The organism is Streptomyces sp. NPDC001401 (assembly GCF_042895385.1).
In the GTDB taxonomy this organism is placed as follows: Bacteria; Actinomycetota; Actinomycetes; order Streptomycetales; family Streptomycetaceae; genus Streptomyces.
This window is the reverse complement of sequence record NZ_JBIAWI010000001.1, coordinates 962,227-978,970: the sequence shown is the minus strand read 5'-3', so window position 1 is coordinate 978,970 and position 16,744 is coordinate 962,227. Positions and strand designations below refer to the sequence as shown.

Below are 16,744 nucleotides of genomic sequence, written 5' to 3'. Positions count from 1 at the left end.
GTGCTGATCTTCGCCGCCTCCGACAAGGGGGGCACGGGCCGCTCCGTCACCAGCGCCAACCTCGCCTACCACCGTGCGCTGGCCGGGGACGACGTCTGCTACCTGGACTTCGACTTCGGCTCGCCCACCGCCTCGGCCGTCTTCGACGTGGCCGATGCCCGCGAGGCCGTCGAGGACCGCGGCCTGCACTCCTACCTCATAGGGGAGGTCGCCGAGCCGGAGCGCATCGACGTGTGGGCCAGGACCGAGCACCAGGTGCTGCGCGACCCGCCGCCCGGCTGCGGCCGTCTGGTGCTGATGCCCGGCGACGTCAGCGGCGGCGAGTTCGCCACCACCGGCGACCACGTGCGGCTCTGCGTCGACCTGCTGATGAAGCTGTACTACGAGTTCGACCTGGTCGTCGTGGATCTCAGCGCCGGCCGCTCCTACGCGGTCGACATGGTCCTGGAGGCCACCGCACAGCCCGAGATGCGGGAGATCACGTCCCGCTGGCTGGTCTTCCACCGCTGGACCCGCCAGCATGTCGCGGCCGCCGCGAGCCTGGTCTTCGGCGAGCGCGGCATCGTCGCCGGCGGTGTCGACCGCGGCCACGAGGAGGAGGCGCTGCGCGGCGCCATCCGCTTCGTACGGGCCGCCGTACCCGATCCCGAGTCGCCGCTGTGGTCGCAGGTCTCGCCCACCCAGTCGGCGTGGATGCGCAAGACCGACAGCGACCTCAAGCAGCTCGCCTCCACGCACGGCATCGGCTACAGCCAGGTCCTCGGCTCCATTCCCCTCGAACCGGTCCTGCAATGGCGTGAGCAGCTCATCACCGACGAGGACGTGCTGGACAGCCAGATCGCCAACATGGAGACCTGGCGGGCGCTGAACCGGCTGGCCGCCCGGCTCACCGACGACAAGTACTGGGAGCAGGCGTGACCGAGGCCGTCTTCCGGGAGACCACCGCGGAGCTCCGCACCCAGTCCGTGCCGCTGTCCCACCTCTCCCTGGAGCTGGGCCACCTCTACATGGAGGACTTCGAGGCGGGCCCCGAGCGGCTGCGCGAGCACTTCGCCGAGGTACGGCTGTGGGTGGACGCCGCCCGCGCCTCCGCCGCCCGGCGCATCGGCGGCAAGCGACCCCGCATCAGCACCTGCTTCCTGATCGACGACTACTTCACACGCTTCTCCACCCCCGCCGAACTCGTCCCGCTGGTGCTGAAGGAGGCCGAGAAGGCGGGCCTGGTCATCGACTACCTGGCCCGCGAGTCGGGCTGCGCGGTCGCCGACCGGATCGAACTCGCCGAGTCCGTCATGCACCGCCTGGTCGAATCGCCGCCGCCCGGCAGCTACGGCTCCCGTCCGTCCGTCAGCCAGACCGGCTGGCTCGCCAACGGACAGCGCACGCCCACCACGAAGCGCGCCGCGCTGGGCGAGGTCAGGGGCTGGCAGCCGCCCCAGGAGACCGCGGCCCGCAACCACTCCGTCTTCATGGACGTCGAGCTGTGGTCCGAGAAGGACGGCCGGCGGCTGTGGTCCTGCCCGTTCCTGGCCGCCGTATGGCAGCTGGCCAGGCTCGGACTGCTACGGCACCTCGGTGAGCCGGTGCTGGTCCCGCGCCCCTGGACCGGCGAGGACTTCCCGCACGACTGGGACCGGCTGCCACCCCTGCTCCAGCTCAACCCGCGGGCCGCGGCCTTCAGCGCCTACCGCACCTGCACGCTGATGCCGAACCGGTTCCTGGCCGTCGAGGACGCCGTGCGGCTCATCCTCGACCAGACGGAAGTCGACTCCGGGGCGCTCGGGCAGGTAGCCGAGCGCTCGGCCAGGGAAGGGCTCGCGGTCCCGGCGGCGGTCGCCCAGCGTGCGACGTACGTCTTCTACGAGGAGCCGGTCAACGCCCTTTCCAGCGACGGGAGTTGACATGACGACGGCCCTCGGACAGCCCGTGCGCCCGGTCCTCGCCTGTGGTGAGGTCCGTACCTGTCTGCTGCCGTCCTTCCAGGCGCTGGACGGGCGGGCCGCCGCCCAGCTGCTCAGGCTGCGCGCCGACGAACACGTCCGGGTCTCCGAGCGGCCCAACATGTACGCCCTGTCCCCGGAGACGCTGACCGGAGTGGACTGCCGGCTGCCCACCTCCAACGGCGCCAAGGTCCGGGCGGTCGGCACGGTGGCCACCCGCGCGGCGCTCACCGAGGGCCGACTGCTGCAGTCCACCGCGTACTTCAGCGCACCGGCCGCGGGCCCCGACACGCGCCGCCCCTGGGGCCACTACCTCGTACGGCCCGGTGTGGTCGAACCGTTCGGCAAACTGCCCGAACAGGCCACCGCGGAGGGCGTGTTGCGCGGCGCCGGGCGCGGTGAACTCGACCTCGGGATGATCGCCGAGTCCTTGCTGGCGCGGCTGCTGCGCCACCCACTCCTGGATCGCAAGGTCCCTTTCAAGTCCCGTCGCACGCAGCTGCGTTGGGTCGCCCGCCGGATCCCCGAGGGGGAGCGGGCGGCACTGACCCGGTTCACGCTGGCCGAGGACGGGCTGCGGACCCTGGAGCTGCGGCTGCCGGAGGACACACCGGTCGCCGCGGCCGCGGGTCTGTGCGAAGACCTCGCGCTCCACGACTGGCTTTTGACGACGGTGGTGCACATGCTGGACAGCAGTCGGCTCGCCGCGGCGGACGGGCGCGCCGCGGTCCTGGCGCTGCGCCCGGCCGTCGACCATCTGCTGCATCTGTGGATGCCGCACGCGCACGTGGACCGCTCACTGGTCCACCTGTGGGAAGTGCTGGAACGGGAAGCAGGGTTCATTCGCCAATGGCAGAACCTGGTCCAGCGCATCCGGGACCAACTGGCCGTCCAGGCCATACCGTTGCTGCACCAGGCACTGAGCACGAGCTGAGGGGCGGCACCAACCACATACCCGACGGGGGAGACACATGAGCGGAGCGTCGTTAGGGGCAGGGGACAACGGAGCGGGGATGCAGCGGCAGGGCATACCCAAGCTGTTCTGGAAGATCCTGATCACAGCGTCGGCGGCGGGCGGCGCCTTCCTGCTGACCATCCTGCTGAACGGGGACAACAACGACATCTGGCAGTGGGTGGCGTCCATCGTCCTCGGCAGCGCCACGCTGATCGTCCAGTACCTCGTGGACTTCGGGGAACGCCTCGAGGTGGTCGAGGAGAGCCAGCGCCGGCACATCGACGACATGAAGCAGAGTCTGGCCAACCACCACGCGGAGATGCGCGCGGCGGTCGACCAGAGCTTCGCCAAGATCAACGAGGCGACGGAGCTGTTCAGCAAGGTGGACGGTTCCGTCCTCCGCTCCGAGGAAGTGACCCGGCTGGTCAAGGCGTACACCCAGGTCGGTGACGAGGCGCCGGGCATCGTCAAGAGCTTCGCCGAGGAGGAACTGAAGCGTCTCGCCGAGCTGATGGAGGACCTCATCAGCGGCAGAGCGGACTCCTCGTTCGAGAACCACGAATGGCTGATCGACCTCGCCACATGCGTCAAGAAGACCCTGTACGCCACGAGCACGACCGTCGACCGGGACTTCTGGTCCAGTGAGCCCGCCAAGCGGTATCTGAGCGCACAGGAGAAGGCCATCAAGACCCGGGGTGTGGAGGTGCGGCGACTGTTCCTCGTGGACGAGCCGGAGGAGGTCACCGAAGCCCTCGAGCAGCTCTGTGTGCGGCAGCGCAGGTACGGCATCGACGCGCGTATCGGCGTGCAGTCCCAGCTGGATCCGGGCGGCACGGTGATGGACTTCATCATCTTCGACGGGGAACTCTGCTACGAGACCCGGCCGGACAATCACGTCAGGCCGGACATGACCATGCTGAGGATGAAACACGAGCACGTCGAGGACCGCGTCAACCTGTTCAACGAGCTGTGGGCGGCGACAGAGCCGGAGAACGAGCCCGAGCCGGAGCAGGGGAGTGTGCGCCGCCGACTGCGCCGGGTTGCCGAGTGACGATGAGTTTTCGGCAAAGGCGCTCGAAAAAACCATCGGTTTTGCAGCGCATCGTCATGCACGTCGCCATGCGCGTTGTCATTCCGCTAAAACTCTGGCCCCCACTTCCACCTGAGTGAACCTCGTTTCCTTCCTCCACCTCTTCAGCTCCGTCCCGAAGAACTCCCAGGCCGCCTGCGCCACTTGTAGAGCGCAGACTCCGGCCGAGTCTAGGCGGAACGGTCCATGCTGGAGAGGAAAAGCGTGAAACCCAAAAAGAAAGGGGAGCACGCTGGAGGCGCAACGGACCCGGCGCCATGAATTGTGGGTCGTGTTCGTTACGGTCGTTAAGGAGAGGAAATGAAACCCCCCGTCGGCGCTCATGTCGTGGACACGCGTACTGGAAAGGTGGGAATCGTCATGGGGCACGAAGGGCCGTACGTGCAACTGAGACCGTACGGCGGGGGCAGGGAGTGGGACGCCGATCCGAGTGCCGTGCGCGGGGCCACCCAGGCCGAGCGGCTCAGCGCGGCGACCGCGTACGCCAATGCCCGCAGCCGGGGTGAAGTGCCTTGAGTAAGGTGCGGGCGCATGAGTCTGTCGAGCATGTGGAGATGGCGGAGGCCGCGGGCCGAGCGGCGGTACCCCGACCCGCTCACGGCACACCAGCTCTGGATGGTGTCGCTGAGCGCGCCGGTCAGCCGGGACCGCAGCGCCTCGCGGACCACCCTGTACCCGTTCACGCGGATCGACGACGACAGCGCCCGCAGCTGGCTGGCCGAGCAGTGGGAGATCACCTCGCGCGCCGAGCTGACCGACCGGCTGGACGAGCTGTCGCGCAGTGGCTACCGCGCGCGTGCCCAGCAACTCCTCGGCGTCTCACCGCTCGCCTGGGACGCCGCCCTGTACGCCGACATAGCCCGGCTCGGCTTCGGATGCGGGATGGTCACCGAGGCCGAGGCCTGGACCGCGCTGAAGAACATCGTGCCGGCGGTCGTGGGGACGTACGCCTCCTGGCAGGAGTACGCCGATCACTACCTGCTCGGGCGGACCGTGTGGCGGGACGGGCTGCGCGGCACCCAGGACGCGGCCTTCCCCGCGCCGCAGTCCGCCGCCGACGCACATCTGCGCGCCCTGCTGGACCCGGCGAACCGGGCCAGCCCCTGGAACCTGGCCCCCTGGAACACCATCAGTCACCCCGACCGTGCCCGCTGACTCCGGCCGTACGGGAGAATGGATTCCATGAGTCTGTTCCGCGACGACGGCCGGCCGGAACCCCGCGGGGGTCGGCCATGAGTCTTTTCCGGGACGACGGCATTGTCCTGCGCACCCAGAAGCTCGGTGAGGCGGACCGCATCATGCTGTGTTCGCCCGGGGGCCAACCCCCGGACCCCCGGCCGGAAGCCCGTGGCGGTGCACGATGAGTCTTTTCCGGGACGACGGCATTGTCCTGCGCACCCAGAAGCTCGGTGAAGCGGACCGCATCATCACGTTGCTCACCCGCGGTCACGGTCGTGTACGGGCTGTGGCCCGTGGTGTGCGGCGCACCAAGTCCAAGTTCGGTGCCCGGCTCGAACCCTTCTCCCACGTCGACGTGCAGTTCTTCGCGCGCGGCAGCGAGCTCGTGGGCCGCGGCCTGCCCCTCTGCACGCAGAGCGAGACCATCGCGCCGTACGGCGGCGGGATCGTCGCCGACTACGCCCGCTACACCGCGGGCACCGCCATGCTGGAGACCGCCGAGCGGTTCACCGACCACGAGGGCGAACCGGCGGTGCAGCAGTACCTGCTGCTCGTGGGCGCCCTGCGCACCCTCGCCCGCGGCGAGCACGCCCCGCACCTCGTCCTCGACGCCTTCCTCCTGCGCTCCCTCGCCGTCAACGGCTACGCCCCCACCTTCAGCGACTGCGCGAAGTGCGGGATGCCCGGGCCGAACCGGTTCTTCTCGGTCGCCTCCGGCGGAGCCGTCTGCGTCGACTGCCGGGTGCCCGGCAGCGTCGTACCCTCGCCGCAGACCCTGGAACTGCTGGGCGCACTGCTTACGGGAGACTGGGAGACCGCGGACGCGTGCGAGCCGCGGTACGTCAGGGAGGGGAGCGGACTGGTGTCCGCGTACCTGCACTGGCATCTGGAGCGCGGCCTGCGCTCACTTCGATACGTGGAAAAGTCGTAAGCGGCACAGAGGAACAGAGGAGACGAGAAGCACATGGTCGTACGCGGGATCCTGGGACGCCAGCGCCGCGAGTACAAGGCACCGGAGCCACACCCGTCCGGCGCCCGCGCGCCGAAGCTGCCGGGCGAGCTGGTCCCGAACCATGTGGCGATCGTCATGGACGGGAACGGACGCTGGGCGAAGGAGCGGGGCCTGCCGCGGACGGAAGGGCACAAGGTCGGCGCCGAGCGGGTGCTGGACGTGCTGCAGGGCGCCATCGAGATGGGCGTCGGCAACATCTCCCTCTACGCCTTCTCCACCGAGAACTGGAAGCGCTCGCCCGAAGAGGTCCGCTTCCTCATGAACTTCAACCGCGACTTCATCCGCAAGACCCGCGACACCCTCGACGAACTGGGCATCCGGGTGCGCTGGGTGGGCCGTATGCCCAAGCTGTGGAAGTCGGTCGCCAAGGAGCTCCAGGTCGCTCAGGAGCAGACCAAGGGCAACGACCTCCTCACGCTGTACTTCTGCATGAACTACGGCGGGCGCGCGGAGATCGCCGACGCCGCGCAGGCCCTGGCCGAGGACGTGAAGGCGGGGCGCCTCGACCCGTCCAAGGTCAACGAGAAGACCCTCGCCAAGTACCTCTACTACCCGGACATGCCGGACGTGGACCTGTTCCTGCGGCCGAGCGGCGAGCAGCGCACCTCCAACTACCTGCTCTGGCAGAGCGCGTACGCCGAGATGGTCTTCCAGGACGTGCTGTGGCCGGACTTCGACCGGCGCGACCTGTGGCGGGCCTGCGTCGAGTTCGCCTCGCGCGACCGCCGCTTCGGCGGCGCCGTCCCGAACGAGGAACTGCTCGCCATGGAGCGGGACATGCAGGGCGGCCCGGCCACCTCGTAGCCACCGGGGGTTCATGGAGATCGCCGAAGATCCGGCCATGAAGCGTGTCACCCGCACCCTCGCTCTGTGCACCCTGCTGGTCGCGGCCCTGCCCGCGCAGGCCGCCGGCCAGCACCGGCCCGCACACCGCGAGAGCTACGGCACCAAGGCGCCGTACGCCCCCGAGCAGGCTCCCGGCACCTACCAGCAGCCCCCGGCCGGCTTCACGCCCGTCTTCACGGAGAACGTCTCCCGGCACGGCTCCCGCGCTGCGACGGACAGCGAGGACGGCGACCTGGTCCTCGCCGTCTGGGACAAGGCGCAGACGGCGGGCCAACTCACCGGCAGGGGCGAGGAGTTCGGGCCGAAGGTGCGCGCGCTGCAGGCCGTGATGGCGCAGGTGGGCTACGGCAACCTCAGCGGGCGCGGCGAGCAGGAGATGCGGGACACGGCCGACCGGATGGCCGAGCGGCTGCCGTCCCTCTTCTCGAAGATCGCCGCTGACGGCGAGAAGATCGACGTCGTCAGCTCCGGGCAGGGCAGGGCGATCGACAGCGGCAACGAGTTCACCGGTGCCCTCGCCGCCGCCGATCCCGACCTGAAGCCGCTGATAGGCCCGATCCGTACCGACAAGGACCTGCTCTACTTCCACAAGGCGGCGGGCGGTGCGGCGTACCGCGACTACATCGCGCACGACCAGCGGCTCGCCGACACCCTGAAGTCGATCACCGGCGGGCCGAGGACGCACGAGGCCGCCCGCAGCGTCCTGCGCCGGCTCTTCAAGGCCGACTTCGTGGCAGCGCTCGCCGACGCGGACCAGGTCGCCGCCGCGCAGGGTGTGTACAACCTCTACGCGATCGCGCCCGCGATGGTCGAAGAGAGCCCGGACGGGGCGGGCTGGGGCATGGAGCGGTACATCTCCCGCTCCGACGCCGCCTGGTTCGGCTACCTGTCAGACGCCGAGGACTTCTACGAGAAGGGCCCCGGCTTCTCGGACAGCGACATCACGTACAAGATGGCCGGTGTCCTGCTCGCCGACTTCTTCAAGCAGGTCGAGGCGAAGAAGGCCGGCACCAGCGACCTCGGCGCCGAACTCCGCTTCACCCACGCCGAGGAGATCATCCCGCTGGCCGCCCTGATGGGGCTGCCGGGCAGTACGGAACCGGCCACGCCCGGGGAGCCGTACACGTACGCCGACAACCCGTGGCGCGGGGCGTCAGTGTCTCCCCTCGGCGCGAACATCCAGTGGGACGTCTTCGAGAAGGACGGCCGTTACCTGGTCCGCATGCTCTACAACGAGCGGGAGACGGCTTTCAGGGCGGGCTGCCGTCCGGTCTCCAAGGGCGGCAGCAAGTTCTACGACCTCGACGAGTTGGAGCGCTGCTTCGGGCGGGCGTGAGCGACCCGGCTCGGCTGTGCTCGGTTTCAGCCAATACGATCGCGGCCTCAGCACCTGGACAGAGAGAAAGTGGGGGGCCGTGATCGTCCTGGAGTTCGACCAGGAGCATGCAGACTTCCTGGAAGCCGTCCGGCTCAAGGTGGCCAAGCAGCGCTCGCTCTTCATCTTCCGGCTGTCCTCGATCATCCCCCTCGGGCTGCTGGGGGTGGCGCTGATCGCCCTCGACCTGCTGGGCGGCCACAGCGTGAACCCCGGAGCGGTCCTGCTCCTGTTCTACGCGGTGCTGCTGTACTACTGGCCGCACATCGGGGCGCGCAACGCCCGCAGGGTGAGCGAGCACCAGGGCCGCATGCGCGTGACCCTGGACGAGGAAGGCGTGCTACTGGCCGGAGCGCAGGCCGACGCGCGCATGCGATGGGGGTACTTCGGCAGCTACGCCGAGGGCGACCGCGTCTTCATCCTGCGCACCCCGGACCGGGGCGGACGCGGCGTGACGGTCATTCCCAAGGGCGGCGCAGCCGATCCGGCCGACGTGGACCGTCTGCGGGACCTTCTGAACCGGCACCTCACCCGCGTCTGACGGTCAATCCGCCGTCGTCGCGCAGTCGGCACACGTACCGAAGATCTCCACGGTGTGCGCCACGTTGACGTACCCGTGCTCCGCCGCGATCGCCTCCGCCCACTTCTCCACCGCGGGCCCCTCCACCTCGACCGCCTTGCCGCACACCCGGCAGACGAGATGGTGATGGTGCTCACCGGTGGAGCAGCGGCGGTAGACGGACTCGCCGTCGGACGTGCGCAGGACGTCGACCTCGCCGGCGTCGGCGAGGGACTGGAGGGTGCGGTAGACCGTGGTCAGGCCGACCGAGTCGCCCTTGTGCTTGAGCATGTCGTGGAGATCCTGCGCGCTGCGGAACTCGTCGACCTCGTCGAGCGCCGCCGCCACAGCGGCACGCTGCCGGGTGGCGCGGCCCTTCACGGGCGGTCCAGCGGTCGTCACCGGTTGCCTCCTCCTACGTCTGCGCTTGCCGGGCCATTGTGCCAGCCCGGCCTGTGCGCAGTCAGACGCCGACCTTGCCGGTGGGCTCCCGGCCGGCCGGAATTGCGCACTCCGCCGGGTCGCCCGCGGGTTGTCCGGCCGCTGCGGCGCGGGCGCGGCGGCGGGCCAGCGGGGCCGCCAGCGCGGTCAGCGCCATGAAGGCCCCGATGGTCAGCAGCACGATCGTCGCGCCGGGCGGCACGTCCTGGTAGTAGGACGTGATCGTGCCGCCGATGGTCACGGAGACCCCGATCGCCACCGCGATCGCGAACGTCGCCGCAAAGCTGCGGGTCAACTGCTGTGCCGCCGCCACGGGCACCACCATCAGCGCGCTCACCAGCAGCAGGCCCACCACTCGCATCGCGACCGTCACCGTCACCGCCGCCGTGACGGCGGTCAGGAGGTTCAGGGCGCGCACCGGAAGGCCCGTCACCCGCGCGAACTCCTCGTCCTGGCTGACCGCGAAGAGCTGACGGCGCAGGCCCAGCGTGACCAGCACGACGAAGCCCGCGAGCAGGCAGATCGCCGTCACGTCCGAATCCGAGACGGTCGACAGCGAGCCGAACAGGTACGACGTCAGGTTGGCGTTCGAGCCGCCCGGCGCGAGGTTGATGAACATCACGCCGCCGGCCATACCGCCGTAGAAGAGCATCGCGAGGGCGATGTCGCCGCGGGTGCGGCCGTACCAGCGGATCAGCTCCATGAGGACCGCGCCGAGCACGGAGGTGAGGGTCGCCATCCACACCGGGGACGCGGAGAGCAGGAAGCCGAGGCCGACGCCCGTCATCGCCACGTGGCCGATGCCGTCGCCCATCAGGGCCTGGCGGCGCTGCACGAGGTAGATGCCGATCGCCGGGGCCGTGATGCCGACGAGGACGGCGGCGAGCAGGGCCCGCTGCATGAAGGCGTAGTCGAGGAAGTCCATCTCAGGTCCTTCAGCTGAGCAGGCCCGTGCGGAGCGGTTCCGCGCCCGCCGGAGCATGGGGGTGTACGTGGTCGTGGCCCGGCAGCGCGTGCTGGCCGACCGCCTGCGGGGGCGGGCCGTCGTGCAGGACGCAGCCGTCGCGCAGGACGACCGCCCGGTCGATCAGGGGCTCCAGGGGCCCGAGTTCATGCAGCACCAGCAGGACCGTCGTGCCGGCCGCCACCTGCTCCCGCAGCGTCTGCGCGAGCACCTCCTGGCTGGCCAGGTCGACGCCCGCCATCGGCTCGTCCATGATCAGCAGTTCGGGTTCGGCGGCGAGCGCGCGGGCTATCAGTACGCGCTGGTGCTGGCCGCCGGAGAGGGCGTTCACCGAGTCCTTGGCCCTGTCCGCCATGCCGACCAGTTCCAGCGCCCGGCGTACGGCCGCGTGGTCCGCCTTGCGCAGCACGCCGAAGCGGGCCCGGGACAGCCGGCCGGACGAGACGATCTCGGTGACGGTGGCGGGGACGCCGCCCGCGGCGGTCGTGCGCTGCGGCACGTACCCCACCCGCGCCCAGTCCCGGAACCGCTTCCGCTCCGTGCCGAACAGCTCGATCCCACCGGCGCTCACCGGCACCTGGCCGATGATCGTGCGGATCGCGGTCGACTTGCCGGAGCCGTTGGCGCCGAGCAGCGCGACGACCTCACCGCGTGCCACGGTGAGGTCGATTCCGCGCAGGACGGGGCGCGAGCCCAGGTCGGCGCGGACCCCGCGCAGCGCTATGACGGGCTCGCCCAAGGCGCCCATGTCGTCCTCCGTAAACGTCATTTGGATCCCAGGGCCGTCTGCAGCGCCTTGAGGTTGGCCTCCTGGACCGAGAAGTAGTCCTTGCCGCGGGACTTCGACGTGATGCCCTCGATCGGGTCGAGGACGTCCGTCTTCAGTCCGGCGTCGGCAGCGATGGTCTTCGCGGTCTTGTCGCTGACGAGCGTCTCGTAGAACACCGTGGTGACGCCGTCGGCCTTCGCCATCTTCTCAAGGTCCTTCACCCGGGCCGCGCTCGGCTCGGACTCGGGGTCGAGGCCGTTGATGGCCTCCTCGGTCAGGCCGTAGCGCTCGGCGAGGTAGCCGAAGGCGGCGTGTGTGGTGATGAAGACCTTGGACCTGGAGCCCGAAAGGCCTTCCTTGAACTGGGTGTTGAGCTCGTCGAGCTTCTTGACCAGGGCCGCGGTGTTCTTCTTGTAGTCGGCCGCGTGGTCCGGGTCGGCCTTCTCGAAGGCCGCGCCGACCCCCTTGGCGACCTGGGCGTACCGCACCGGGTCGAGCCAGATGTGGGGGTCCATGCCGCCCGACTCCTCCCCGCCGTGCGAGTCGTCGTGCTGGGCCGCGTGGCCGCCGACCTCGTTGCCGTGCTTCTCCAGCGAGGTGAGGGAGCCGGCGTCGATCTTCGTCTTGACCTCGGACTGGGCCACCGCGTCGTCGACGGCGGGCTGGAGGTTCTTGAGGTAGAGCACCGCGTCGGACTCCTGGAGCTGCGCGGTCTGCCGGGCGCTGATCTCCAGGTCGTGCGGCTCCTGCCCGGGCTGGGTCAGGTTGGTGACGTGCACATGGCTCCCGCCGATCTGCTCGGCGAGGAACTCCAGTGGGTAGAACGAGGCGACGACGTCGAACTTGTCCGTATTGCCCGCGGCCGCGCTGTCGGTCGAGCAGGCGGAGAGGGTGCCGAGGCCGAGGGTGGTGGCTGCCGCGATCGCGATCGCGGATATGTGCTGTCGTCGTACGTTCATGACAGTCATTTTCAACAAACATGGAAACCGTTGTCAACAAAGCTCGGTAAAGGCTCGTCCAAGCCCACTGCGAGGACCCTCAGCCGAACCGATTTGATTGGGAGGGAGCCCCCGCCGGTACCCTGAAGCATTCGCTCTGAAGCGTCTCGCTTCGTCGCCCGTCGTCGTAATGAAGAGAGCACCGTGGCCGCCGACAAGATCGACACCATCGTCAGCCTGAGCAAGCGCCGTGGCTTCGTATTTCCCTGCAGTGAGATCTACGGCGGCCAGCGCGCCGCCTGGGACTACGGGCCGCTGGGTGTCGAGTTCAAGGAGAACATCAAGCGCCAGTGGTGGCGCTACATGGTGACGTCGCGCGAGGACGTGGTCGGTGTCGACTCGTCCGTGATCCTGGCCCCCGAGGTCTGGGTGGCCTCCGGTCACGTCGCCACCTTCACGGACCCGCTGACCGAGTGCACCTCCTGCCACAAGCGTTTCCGAGCGGATCACCTGGAAGAGGCCTACGAGGCCAAGCACAAGCGCCTGCCGGAGAACGGCCTGGCGGACGTGAACTGCCCGAACTGCGGCAACAAGGGCCAGTTCACCGAGCCCAAGCAGTTCTCGGGTCTGCTCTCGACGCACCTCGGCCCGACGCAGGACTCCGGCTCGATCGCATATCTGCGCCCGGAGACCGCTCAGGGCATCTTCACCAACTTCGCCCAGGTGCAGACCACCTCGCGCCGCAAGCCGCCGTTCGGCATCGCGCAGATGGGCAAGTCCTTCCGCAACGAGATCACGCCCGGCAACTTCATCTTCCGCACCCGCGAGTTCGAGCAGATGGAGATGGAGTTCTTCGTCAAGCCGGGCGAGGACGAGAAGTGGCAGGAGTACTGGATGGAGCAGCGCTGGAACTGGTACACGGGCCTTGGTCTCCGTGAGGAGAACATGCGCTGGTACGAGCACCCGGCGGAGAAGCTCTCCCACTATTCCAAGCGCACCGCCGACATCGAGTACCGCTTCCAGTTCGGCGGCAACGAGTGGGGCGAGCTGGAGGGTGTCGCCAACCGCACCGACTACGACCTCTCCTCGCACTCCAAGGCTTCCGGCCAGGACCTCTCCTACTTCGACCAGGAGGCCGGCGAGCGCTGGACGCCGTACGTCATCGAGCCCGCGGCCGGTGTCGGCCGTGCGCTGCTCGCCTTCCTTCTCGACGCCTACGTCGAGGACGAGGCGCCCAACGCCAAGGGCAAGATGGAGAAGCGGACGGTGCTGCGCCTCGACCACCGCCTGGCTCCGGTGAAGGTCGCGGTGCTGCCGCTGTCCCGCAACCCCGAGCTGTCCCCGAAGGCCAAGGGTCTCGCCCAGGCGCTGCGGCAGAACTGGAACATCGAGTTCGACGACGCCGGCGCCATCGGCCGCCGCTACCGGCGCCAGGACGAGATCGGTACGCCGTACTGCGTGACGGTCGACTTCGACACGCTGGACGACAATGCAGTGACGGTGCGTGAGCGTGACTCCATGAAGCAGGAACGCGTGTCGCTGGACCAGATCGAGGGGTACCTCGCCGGGCGTCTCGTCGGCGCCTAGGTCCACTGGGGCGGGCGTCTCTGGGGGCTGCCGCCCCCAGCCCCCCGCTTCGGCCCTTAAGGGGCCTCGTCCTCAAACGCCGGACGGGCTGAGAATGCTCGTCCGGCGCTTTGATGTTGGCCCTCGATGTTGGCCCTCGACATTGGCTGCCGACATTGCGCCCCACATTGGCGCCCCACATTGGCTCTCGATAACGGTCCCCCATTGGTCCTGTGTCGGGGGCCGCTCCATGACCAGGCTGGGCTCATGAGCCTCGCCTTTCTCCTCACCACCCTCGTTGTCGTCGCGACTCCCGGTACCGGCGTCGTCTACACCCTCGCCGCAGGCCTGTCCCGTGGCCGTCGTGCGAGTGTCGTCGCGGCCTTCGCCTGCACGCTCGGGATCGTGCCGCATGTGCTGGCCACGGTCACCGGTCTCGCCGCGCTGCTGAACGCGAGTGCGGCGGCCTTCCAGATCCTCAAGTACGCCGGTGTCGCCTACCTCCTCTATATGGCGTGGGCGACGGTGCGGGACAAGGAGGCGATCGCCGTCGACGAGGAGACCGCCCCGAGCTCGGCGGGCCGGGTGGTCGTCCGGGGCGTGCTCATCAACATCCTCAACCCGAAGCTGACGATCTTCTTCTTCGCGTTCCTGCCGCAGTTCGTGGACCCGGGCGCACCGCACGCGCTGCCGCGGATGCTATGGCTGAGCGGTGTGTTCATGCTGGCCACCTTCGTCGTCTTCGCCGCGTACGGGATCCTCGCCGCCTCGGTCCGCAGCCACGTCACCTCACGGCCGCGTGTGATGGCGTGGCTGCGGCGGAGCTTCGCGGGGTCGTTCGTGGCGCTCGGCGCGAAGCTGGCGCTGACCGCGCACTAGCGGCCCTGGAGCGACTTCACGTTGTCGCCGAACGTCCAGTTCTTCGAGCCGTCCCAGTTGATCGACCAGGTCATCAGGCCCTTGAGTGCGGTGCCGTAGTGCTTCCACGCCTGGGAGACCAGGCTCGGTGACATGTAGCCGCCGCCCGCGCCCGACTGGGCGGGCAGGCCCGGGACCTGCTTGTCGTACGGCACCTTGATCGTCGTACCCTGCACGACCAGGCCCTTGTTGAGGCAGTCGGTCTGGGCCGTGAAGCCCTGCACCGTGCCCGCCTGGTACGAGTCGCCCGAGCAGCCGTACATGCTGCCGTTGTAGTACTGCATGTTCAGCCACCACAGGCGGCCGTTGTCGGCGTACTTCTTGATGATCGGGAGGTACGCGCCCCAGATCGAGCCGTAGGTGACGCTGCCGCCGGTGACGTAGGCCGTCTCCGGGGCCATGGTGAGGCCGAAGTTCGACGGCATCTGGGCCAGGATCCCGTCGATGATGCGGATCAAGTTGGCCTGGGGCGTGGAGAGTTGGGTGATGTTGCCGCTGCCGACCAGGCCCGTCTCGATGTCTATGTCGATGCCGTCGAAGTTGTACTTCTTCACGATCGGGACGATCGTCGCGACGAACTTGTCCGCTACGGCGGTCGAGTTGAGGTCGATGCCGGCCGTCGCGCCGCCTATCGACAGCAGGATCGTCTGGCCCGACGCCTTCGCCGCGCACATCTCCGCGGGCGTCGCCACCTTCACGCCCGAGTCCATGCCGTCCTCCCAGAGCGCCGTGCCGTCCGAACGGATCACCGGGAAGGCCGCGTTGATCACGTTGTAGCCGTGGGCGGCGATGCGGGAGTCGGTGATCGGGGTCCAGCCGAAGGGCGGGTGGACACCGTTCGCCGAGCCGTCCCAGTTCTCCCAGTAGCCCTGGAGGACCTTGCCGGACGGCTTCGACTTGACCGCGCAGGTGTCGGCGGCGGAGGCGGAAGTGGCAACGGGCAGTTGGGTCAGACAGGCGGTCGTCAGCGCGGCGGCGAGCAGGCGCAGGGCGCGGCGGTACATACGGGCCTCCCGGTGGGGGTGCGGTGAGGTGTCGTAGGCATGACAGTGCTCTGGTCCAGACCTCTCGTCAATAGGTCTGGACCAGTAAGGCGGGGTGAGTGGGAAAGTTGGAGTGACAGCTGACAGATATTGAAATCTGTCAGCTGTCATGGGAGGGTGAAGGGCATGACGATGCGAACCCGAAACCTCGGAACCACCGGCCCCCAGGTCTCCGCCCTCGGCCTCGGCTGCATGGGCATGTCCGGCATGTACGGCGAGGCGGACCGCGCCGAGTCCATCGCCACCATCCACGCCGCCCTGGAGGCCGGCGTGACCCTGCTCGACACCGGCGACTTCTACGGCATGGGCCACAACGAACTGCTGATCGCCGAGGCCCTGCGCACCGCCCCGGCCGCCCTCCGGGAGAACGCGCTGACCAGCGTGAAGTTCGGCGCCCATCGCGCCCCGGACGGCGAGTGGCTCGGCTACGACGCGCGCCCGGCCGCCGTGAAGACCTGGGCCGCGTACTCCCTCCAGCGCCTCGGCGTCGACCACATCGACGTCTACCGTCCCGCCCGGCTCGACCCGAACGTGCCGATCGAGGAGACCGTCGGCGCGATCGCGGAACTCGTCGAGAAGGGGTACGTCCGGCACATCGGGCTCAGCGAGGTCGGCGCGGAGACCATCCGCCGGGCCGCCGCCACCGCCCCGATCGCCGACCTCCAGATCGAGTACGCGCTCATCTCCCGCGGCCCCGAGCGGGAGATCCTGCCCACGCTGCGTGAGCTGGGCATCTCCGTCACCGCGTACGGCGTGCTCTCCCGCGGGCTGATCTCCGGCCATGTCACGCCCGGCCAGGGGTTCGCCGCGAACGACTTCCGCGCCCACACGCCCCGCTTCCAGGGCGACAACCTCCAGCACAACCTCACGCTGGTCGAGTCCCTGCGCAAGATCGCCGAACAGAAGGGTGTCTCCGTCGCGCAGATCGCCATCGCCTGGGTGCTCTCGCGGGGCGAGGACATCGTGCCGCTGGTCGGCGCCAAAACCCGCGAGCGGCTCGGCGAGGCGCTGGGCGCGCTGGACGTGACCCTGGACGCGGCCGACCTCGCCGCCATCGAGGCGGCCGTACCGGCGGATGCGGCGGCCGGCGAGCGCTACGCCCCGGCCCAGATGGCCATGCTCGACAGCGAGCGCTGATCGCGGTGCCAG

The 16,744-nt window shown here is 69.2% G+C and carries 18 protein-coding genes and 1 pseudogene; 13 read left to right on the top strand and 6 right to left on the bottom strand.

What is annotated here, in order from left to right:
• The 4 genes from ACFY10_RS04555 to ACFY10_RS04540 all read left to right on the top strand — a co-directional run bounded on the left by ACFY10_RS04555 (position 1) and on the right by ACFY10_RS04540 (position 3,946).
• Positions 1-918, top strand: coding sequence for an SCO2523 family variant P-loop protein (locus ACFY10_RS04555; RefSeq protein ID WP_390663557.1), 918 nt, complete (start codon positions 1-3; stop codon positions 916-918).
• Positions 915-1,901 (top strand): SCO2522 family protein, encoded by a 987-nt coding sequence (locus tag ACFY10_RS04550; protein ID WP_390663556.1) that lies wholly within the window; start codon positions 915-917, stop codon positions 1,899-1,901. Before ACFY10_RS04555 ends, ACFY10_RS04550 begins: the two co-directional genes overlap by 4 nt.
• A 1-nt stretch (position 1,902) precedes the next feature.
• Entirely contained in the window at positions 1,903-2,874 is a 972-nt protein-coding gene (locus ACFY10_RS04545) for an SCO2521 family protein (RefSeq protein WP_390663555.1), read from the top strand.
• A 79-nt stretch (positions 2,875-2,953) separates the two neighbouring features.
• The gene (locus tag ACFY10_RS04540) at positions 2,954-3,946 is read left to right on the top strand and encodes a DUF6879 family protein (protein ID WP_390663554.1); all 993 of its coding nucleotides are present in this window, start codon (positions 2,954-2,956) and stop codon (positions 3,944-3,946) included.
• Between the two features lie 90 nt (positions 3,947-4,036).
• On the opposite strand, the pseudogene ACFY10_RS04535 reads toward ACFY10_RS04540, so the two are convergent.
• Positions 4,037-4,129 (bottom strand): annotated as a pseudogene (locus ACFY10_RS04535) (transcriptional regulator); the annotation flags it as partial.
• 156 nt (positions 4,130-4,285) lie between these two features.
• Between ACFY10_RS04535 and ACFY10_RS04530 the strand changes: the two are divergent.
• The 6 genes from ACFY10_RS04530 (at position 4,286) to ACFY10_RS04505 (ending at position 8,938) form a co-directional block, all read left to right on the top strand.
• Positions 4,286-4,501 (top strand): hypothetical protein, encoded by a 216-nt coding sequence (locus ACFY10_RS04530; protein ID WP_390663553.1) that lies wholly within the window; start codon positions 4,286-4,288, stop codon positions 4,499-4,501.
• Between the two features lie 15 nt (positions 4,502-4,516).
• Positions 4,517-5,140 (top strand): DUF1266 domain-containing protein, encoded by a 624-nt coding sequence (locus tag ACFY10_RS04525; RefSeq protein WP_390663552.1) that lies wholly within the window; start codon positions 4,517-4,519, stop codon positions 5,138-5,140.
• Between the two features lie 205 nt (positions 5,141-5,345).
• A complete protein-coding gene (gene recO / locus ACFY10_RS04520) occupies positions 5,346-6,095 on the top strand; it encodes a DNA repair protein RecO (protein WP_390663551.1) in 750 nt (249 codons plus the stop codon).
• A 33-nt stretch (positions 6,096-6,128) separates the two neighbouring features.
• The gene (locus ACFY10_RS04515) at positions 6,129-6,980 is read left to right on the top strand and encodes an isoprenyl transferase (protein ID WP_390663550.1); all 852 of its coding nucleotides are present in this window, start codon (positions 6,129-6,131) and stop codon (positions 6,978-6,980) included.
• Positions 6,981-7,017: 37 nt separating this feature from the next.
• Positions 7,018-8,358: a histidine-type phosphatase gene (locus tag ACFY10_RS04510; RefSeq protein WP_390663549.1), complete on the top strand. Its 1,341-nt coding sequence runs from the start codon at positions 7,018-7,020 to the stop codon at positions 8,356-8,358.
• A gap of 79 nt (positions 8,359-8,437) precedes the next feature.
• Positions 8,438-8,938 carry a YcxB family protein gene (locus ACFY10_RS04505; protein WP_390663548.1) on the top strand — a complete coding sequence of 167 codons (501 nt, stop codon included), beginning with the start codon at positions 8,438-8,440 and terminating at the stop codon, positions 8,936-8,938.
• A 3-nt stretch (positions 8,939-8,941) separates the two neighbouring features.
• Here ACFY10_RS04505 and ACFY10_RS04500 read toward each other — a convergent pair whose 3' ends face one another.
• From ACFY10_RS04500 to ACFY10_RS04485, 4 genes are all read right to left on the bottom strand, one after another.
• Positions 8,942-9,358 carry a Fur family transcriptional regulator gene (locus ACFY10_RS04500; protein ID WP_390663547.1) on the bottom strand — a complete coding sequence of 139 codons (417 nt, stop codon included), beginning with the start codon at positions 9,356-9,358 and terminating at the stop codon, positions 8,942-8,944.
• 61 nt (positions 9,359-9,419) lie between these two features.
• Entirely contained in the window at positions 9,420-10,322 is a 903-nt protein-coding gene (locus tag ACFY10_RS04495) for a metal ABC transporter permease (protein WP_390663546.1), read from the bottom strand.
• Between the two features lie 10 nt (positions 10,323-10,332).
• A complete protein-coding gene (locus tag ACFY10_RS04490) occupies positions 10,333-11,130 on the bottom strand; it encodes a metal ABC transporter ATP-binding protein (protein ID WP_390663545.1) in 798 nt (265 codons plus the stop codon).
• On the bottom strand, positions 11,127-12,089 hold the full coding sequence (locus tag ACFY10_RS04485; protein WP_390663544.1) for a metal ABC transporter substrate-binding protein: 963 nt from the start codon (positions 12,087-12,089) through the stop codon (positions 11,127-11,129). Before ACFY10_RS04485 ends, ACFY10_RS04490 begins: the two co-directional genes overlap by 4 nt.
• 183 nt (positions 12,090-12,272) lie before the next feature.
• Here ACFY10_RS04485 and ACFY10_RS04480 point away from each other — a divergent pair, with 183 nt between their 5' ends.
• The gene (locus tag ACFY10_RS04480) at positions 12,273-13,655 is read left to right on the top strand and encodes a glycine--tRNA ligase (protein WP_390663543.1); all 1,383 of its coding nucleotides are present in this window, start codon (positions 12,273-12,275) and stop codon (positions 13,653-13,655) included.
• 246 nt (positions 13,656-13,901) lie between these two features.
• Positions 13,902-14,513 carry a LysE family translocator gene (locus tag ACFY10_RS04475; protein ID WP_390663542.1) on the top strand — a complete coding sequence of 204 codons (612 nt, stop codon included), beginning with the start codon at positions 13,902-13,904 and terminating at the stop codon, positions 14,511-14,513.
• Here ACFY10_RS04475 and ACFY10_RS04470 read toward each other — a convergent pair.
• Positions 14,510-15,556, bottom strand: coding sequence for a chitinase (locus ACFY10_RS04470; RefSeq protein ID WP_390663541.1), 1,047 nt, complete (start codon positions 15,554-15,556; stop codon positions 14,510-14,512). The genes ACFY10_RS04475 and ACFY10_RS04470 overlap by 4 nt on opposite strands.
• A gap of 165 nt (positions 15,557-15,721) precedes the next feature.
• Here ACFY10_RS04470 and ACFY10_RS04465 point away from each other — a divergent pair, with 165 nt between their 5' ends.
• Positions 15,722-16,732, top strand: coding sequence for an aldo/keto reductase (locus ACFY10_RS04465; RefSeq protein ID WP_390663540.1), 1,011 nt, complete (start codon positions 15,722-15,724; stop codon positions 16,730-16,732).
• Positions 16,733-16,744: the final 12 nt, after the last annotated feature.

Bases quoted from the DNA above. Each gene is read 5' to 3' on its own strand.
- ACFY10_RS04495 (WP_390663546.1), bottom strand. From the start codon at position 10,322: ATGGACTTCCTCGACTACGCCTTCATGCAGCGGGCCCTGCTCGCCGCC.
- ACFY10_RS04530 (WP_390663553.1), top strand. From the start codon at position 4,286: ATGAAACCCCCCGTCGGCGCTCATGTCGTGGACACGCGTACTGGAAAG.
- ACFY10_RS04490 (WP_390663545.1), bottom strand. From the start codon at position 11,130: ATGACGTTTACGGAGGACGACATGGGCGCCTTGGGCGAGCCCGTCATA.
- recO (WP_390663551.1), top strand. From the start codon at position 5,346: ATGAGTCTTTTCCGGGACGACGGCATTGTCCTGCGCACCCAGAAGCTC.
- ACFY10_RS04525 (WP_390663552.1), top strand. From the start codon at position 4,517: ATGAGTCTGTCGAGCATGTGGAGATGGCGGAGGCCGCGGGCCGAGCGG.
- ACFY10_RS04510 (WP_390663549.1), top strand. From the start codon at position 7,018: ATGAAGCGTGTCACCCGCACCCTCGCTCTGTGCACCCTGCTGGTCGCG.
- ACFY10_RS04515 (WP_390663550.1), top strand. From the start codon at position 6,129: ATGGTCGTACGCGGGATCCTGGGACGCCAGCGCCGCGAGTACAAGGCA.
- ACFY10_RS04470 (WP_390663541.1), bottom strand. From the start codon at position 15,556: ATGTACCGCCGCGCCCTGCGCCTGCTCGCCGCCGCGCTGACGACCGCC.
- ACFY10_RS04540 (WP_390663554.1), top strand. From the start codon at position 2,954: ATGCAGCGGCAGGGCATACCCAAGCTGTTCTGGAAGATCCTGATCACA.
- ACFY10_RS04545 (WP_390663555.1), top strand. From the start codon at position 1,903: ATGACGACGGCCCTCGGACAGCCCGTGCGCCCGGTCCTCGCCTGTGGT.
- ACFY10_RS04485 (WP_390663544.1), bottom strand. From the start codon at position 12,089: ATGAACGTACGACGACAGCACATATCCGCGATCGCGATCGCGGCAGCC.
- ACFY10_RS04465 (WP_390663540.1), top strand. From the start codon at position 15,722: ATGACGATGCGAACCCGAAACCTCGGAACCACCGGCCCCCAGGTCTCC.
- ACFY10_RS04475 (WP_390663542.1), top strand. From the start codon at position 13,902: ATGAGCCTCGCCTTTCTCCTCACCACCCTCGTTGTCGTCGCGACTCCC.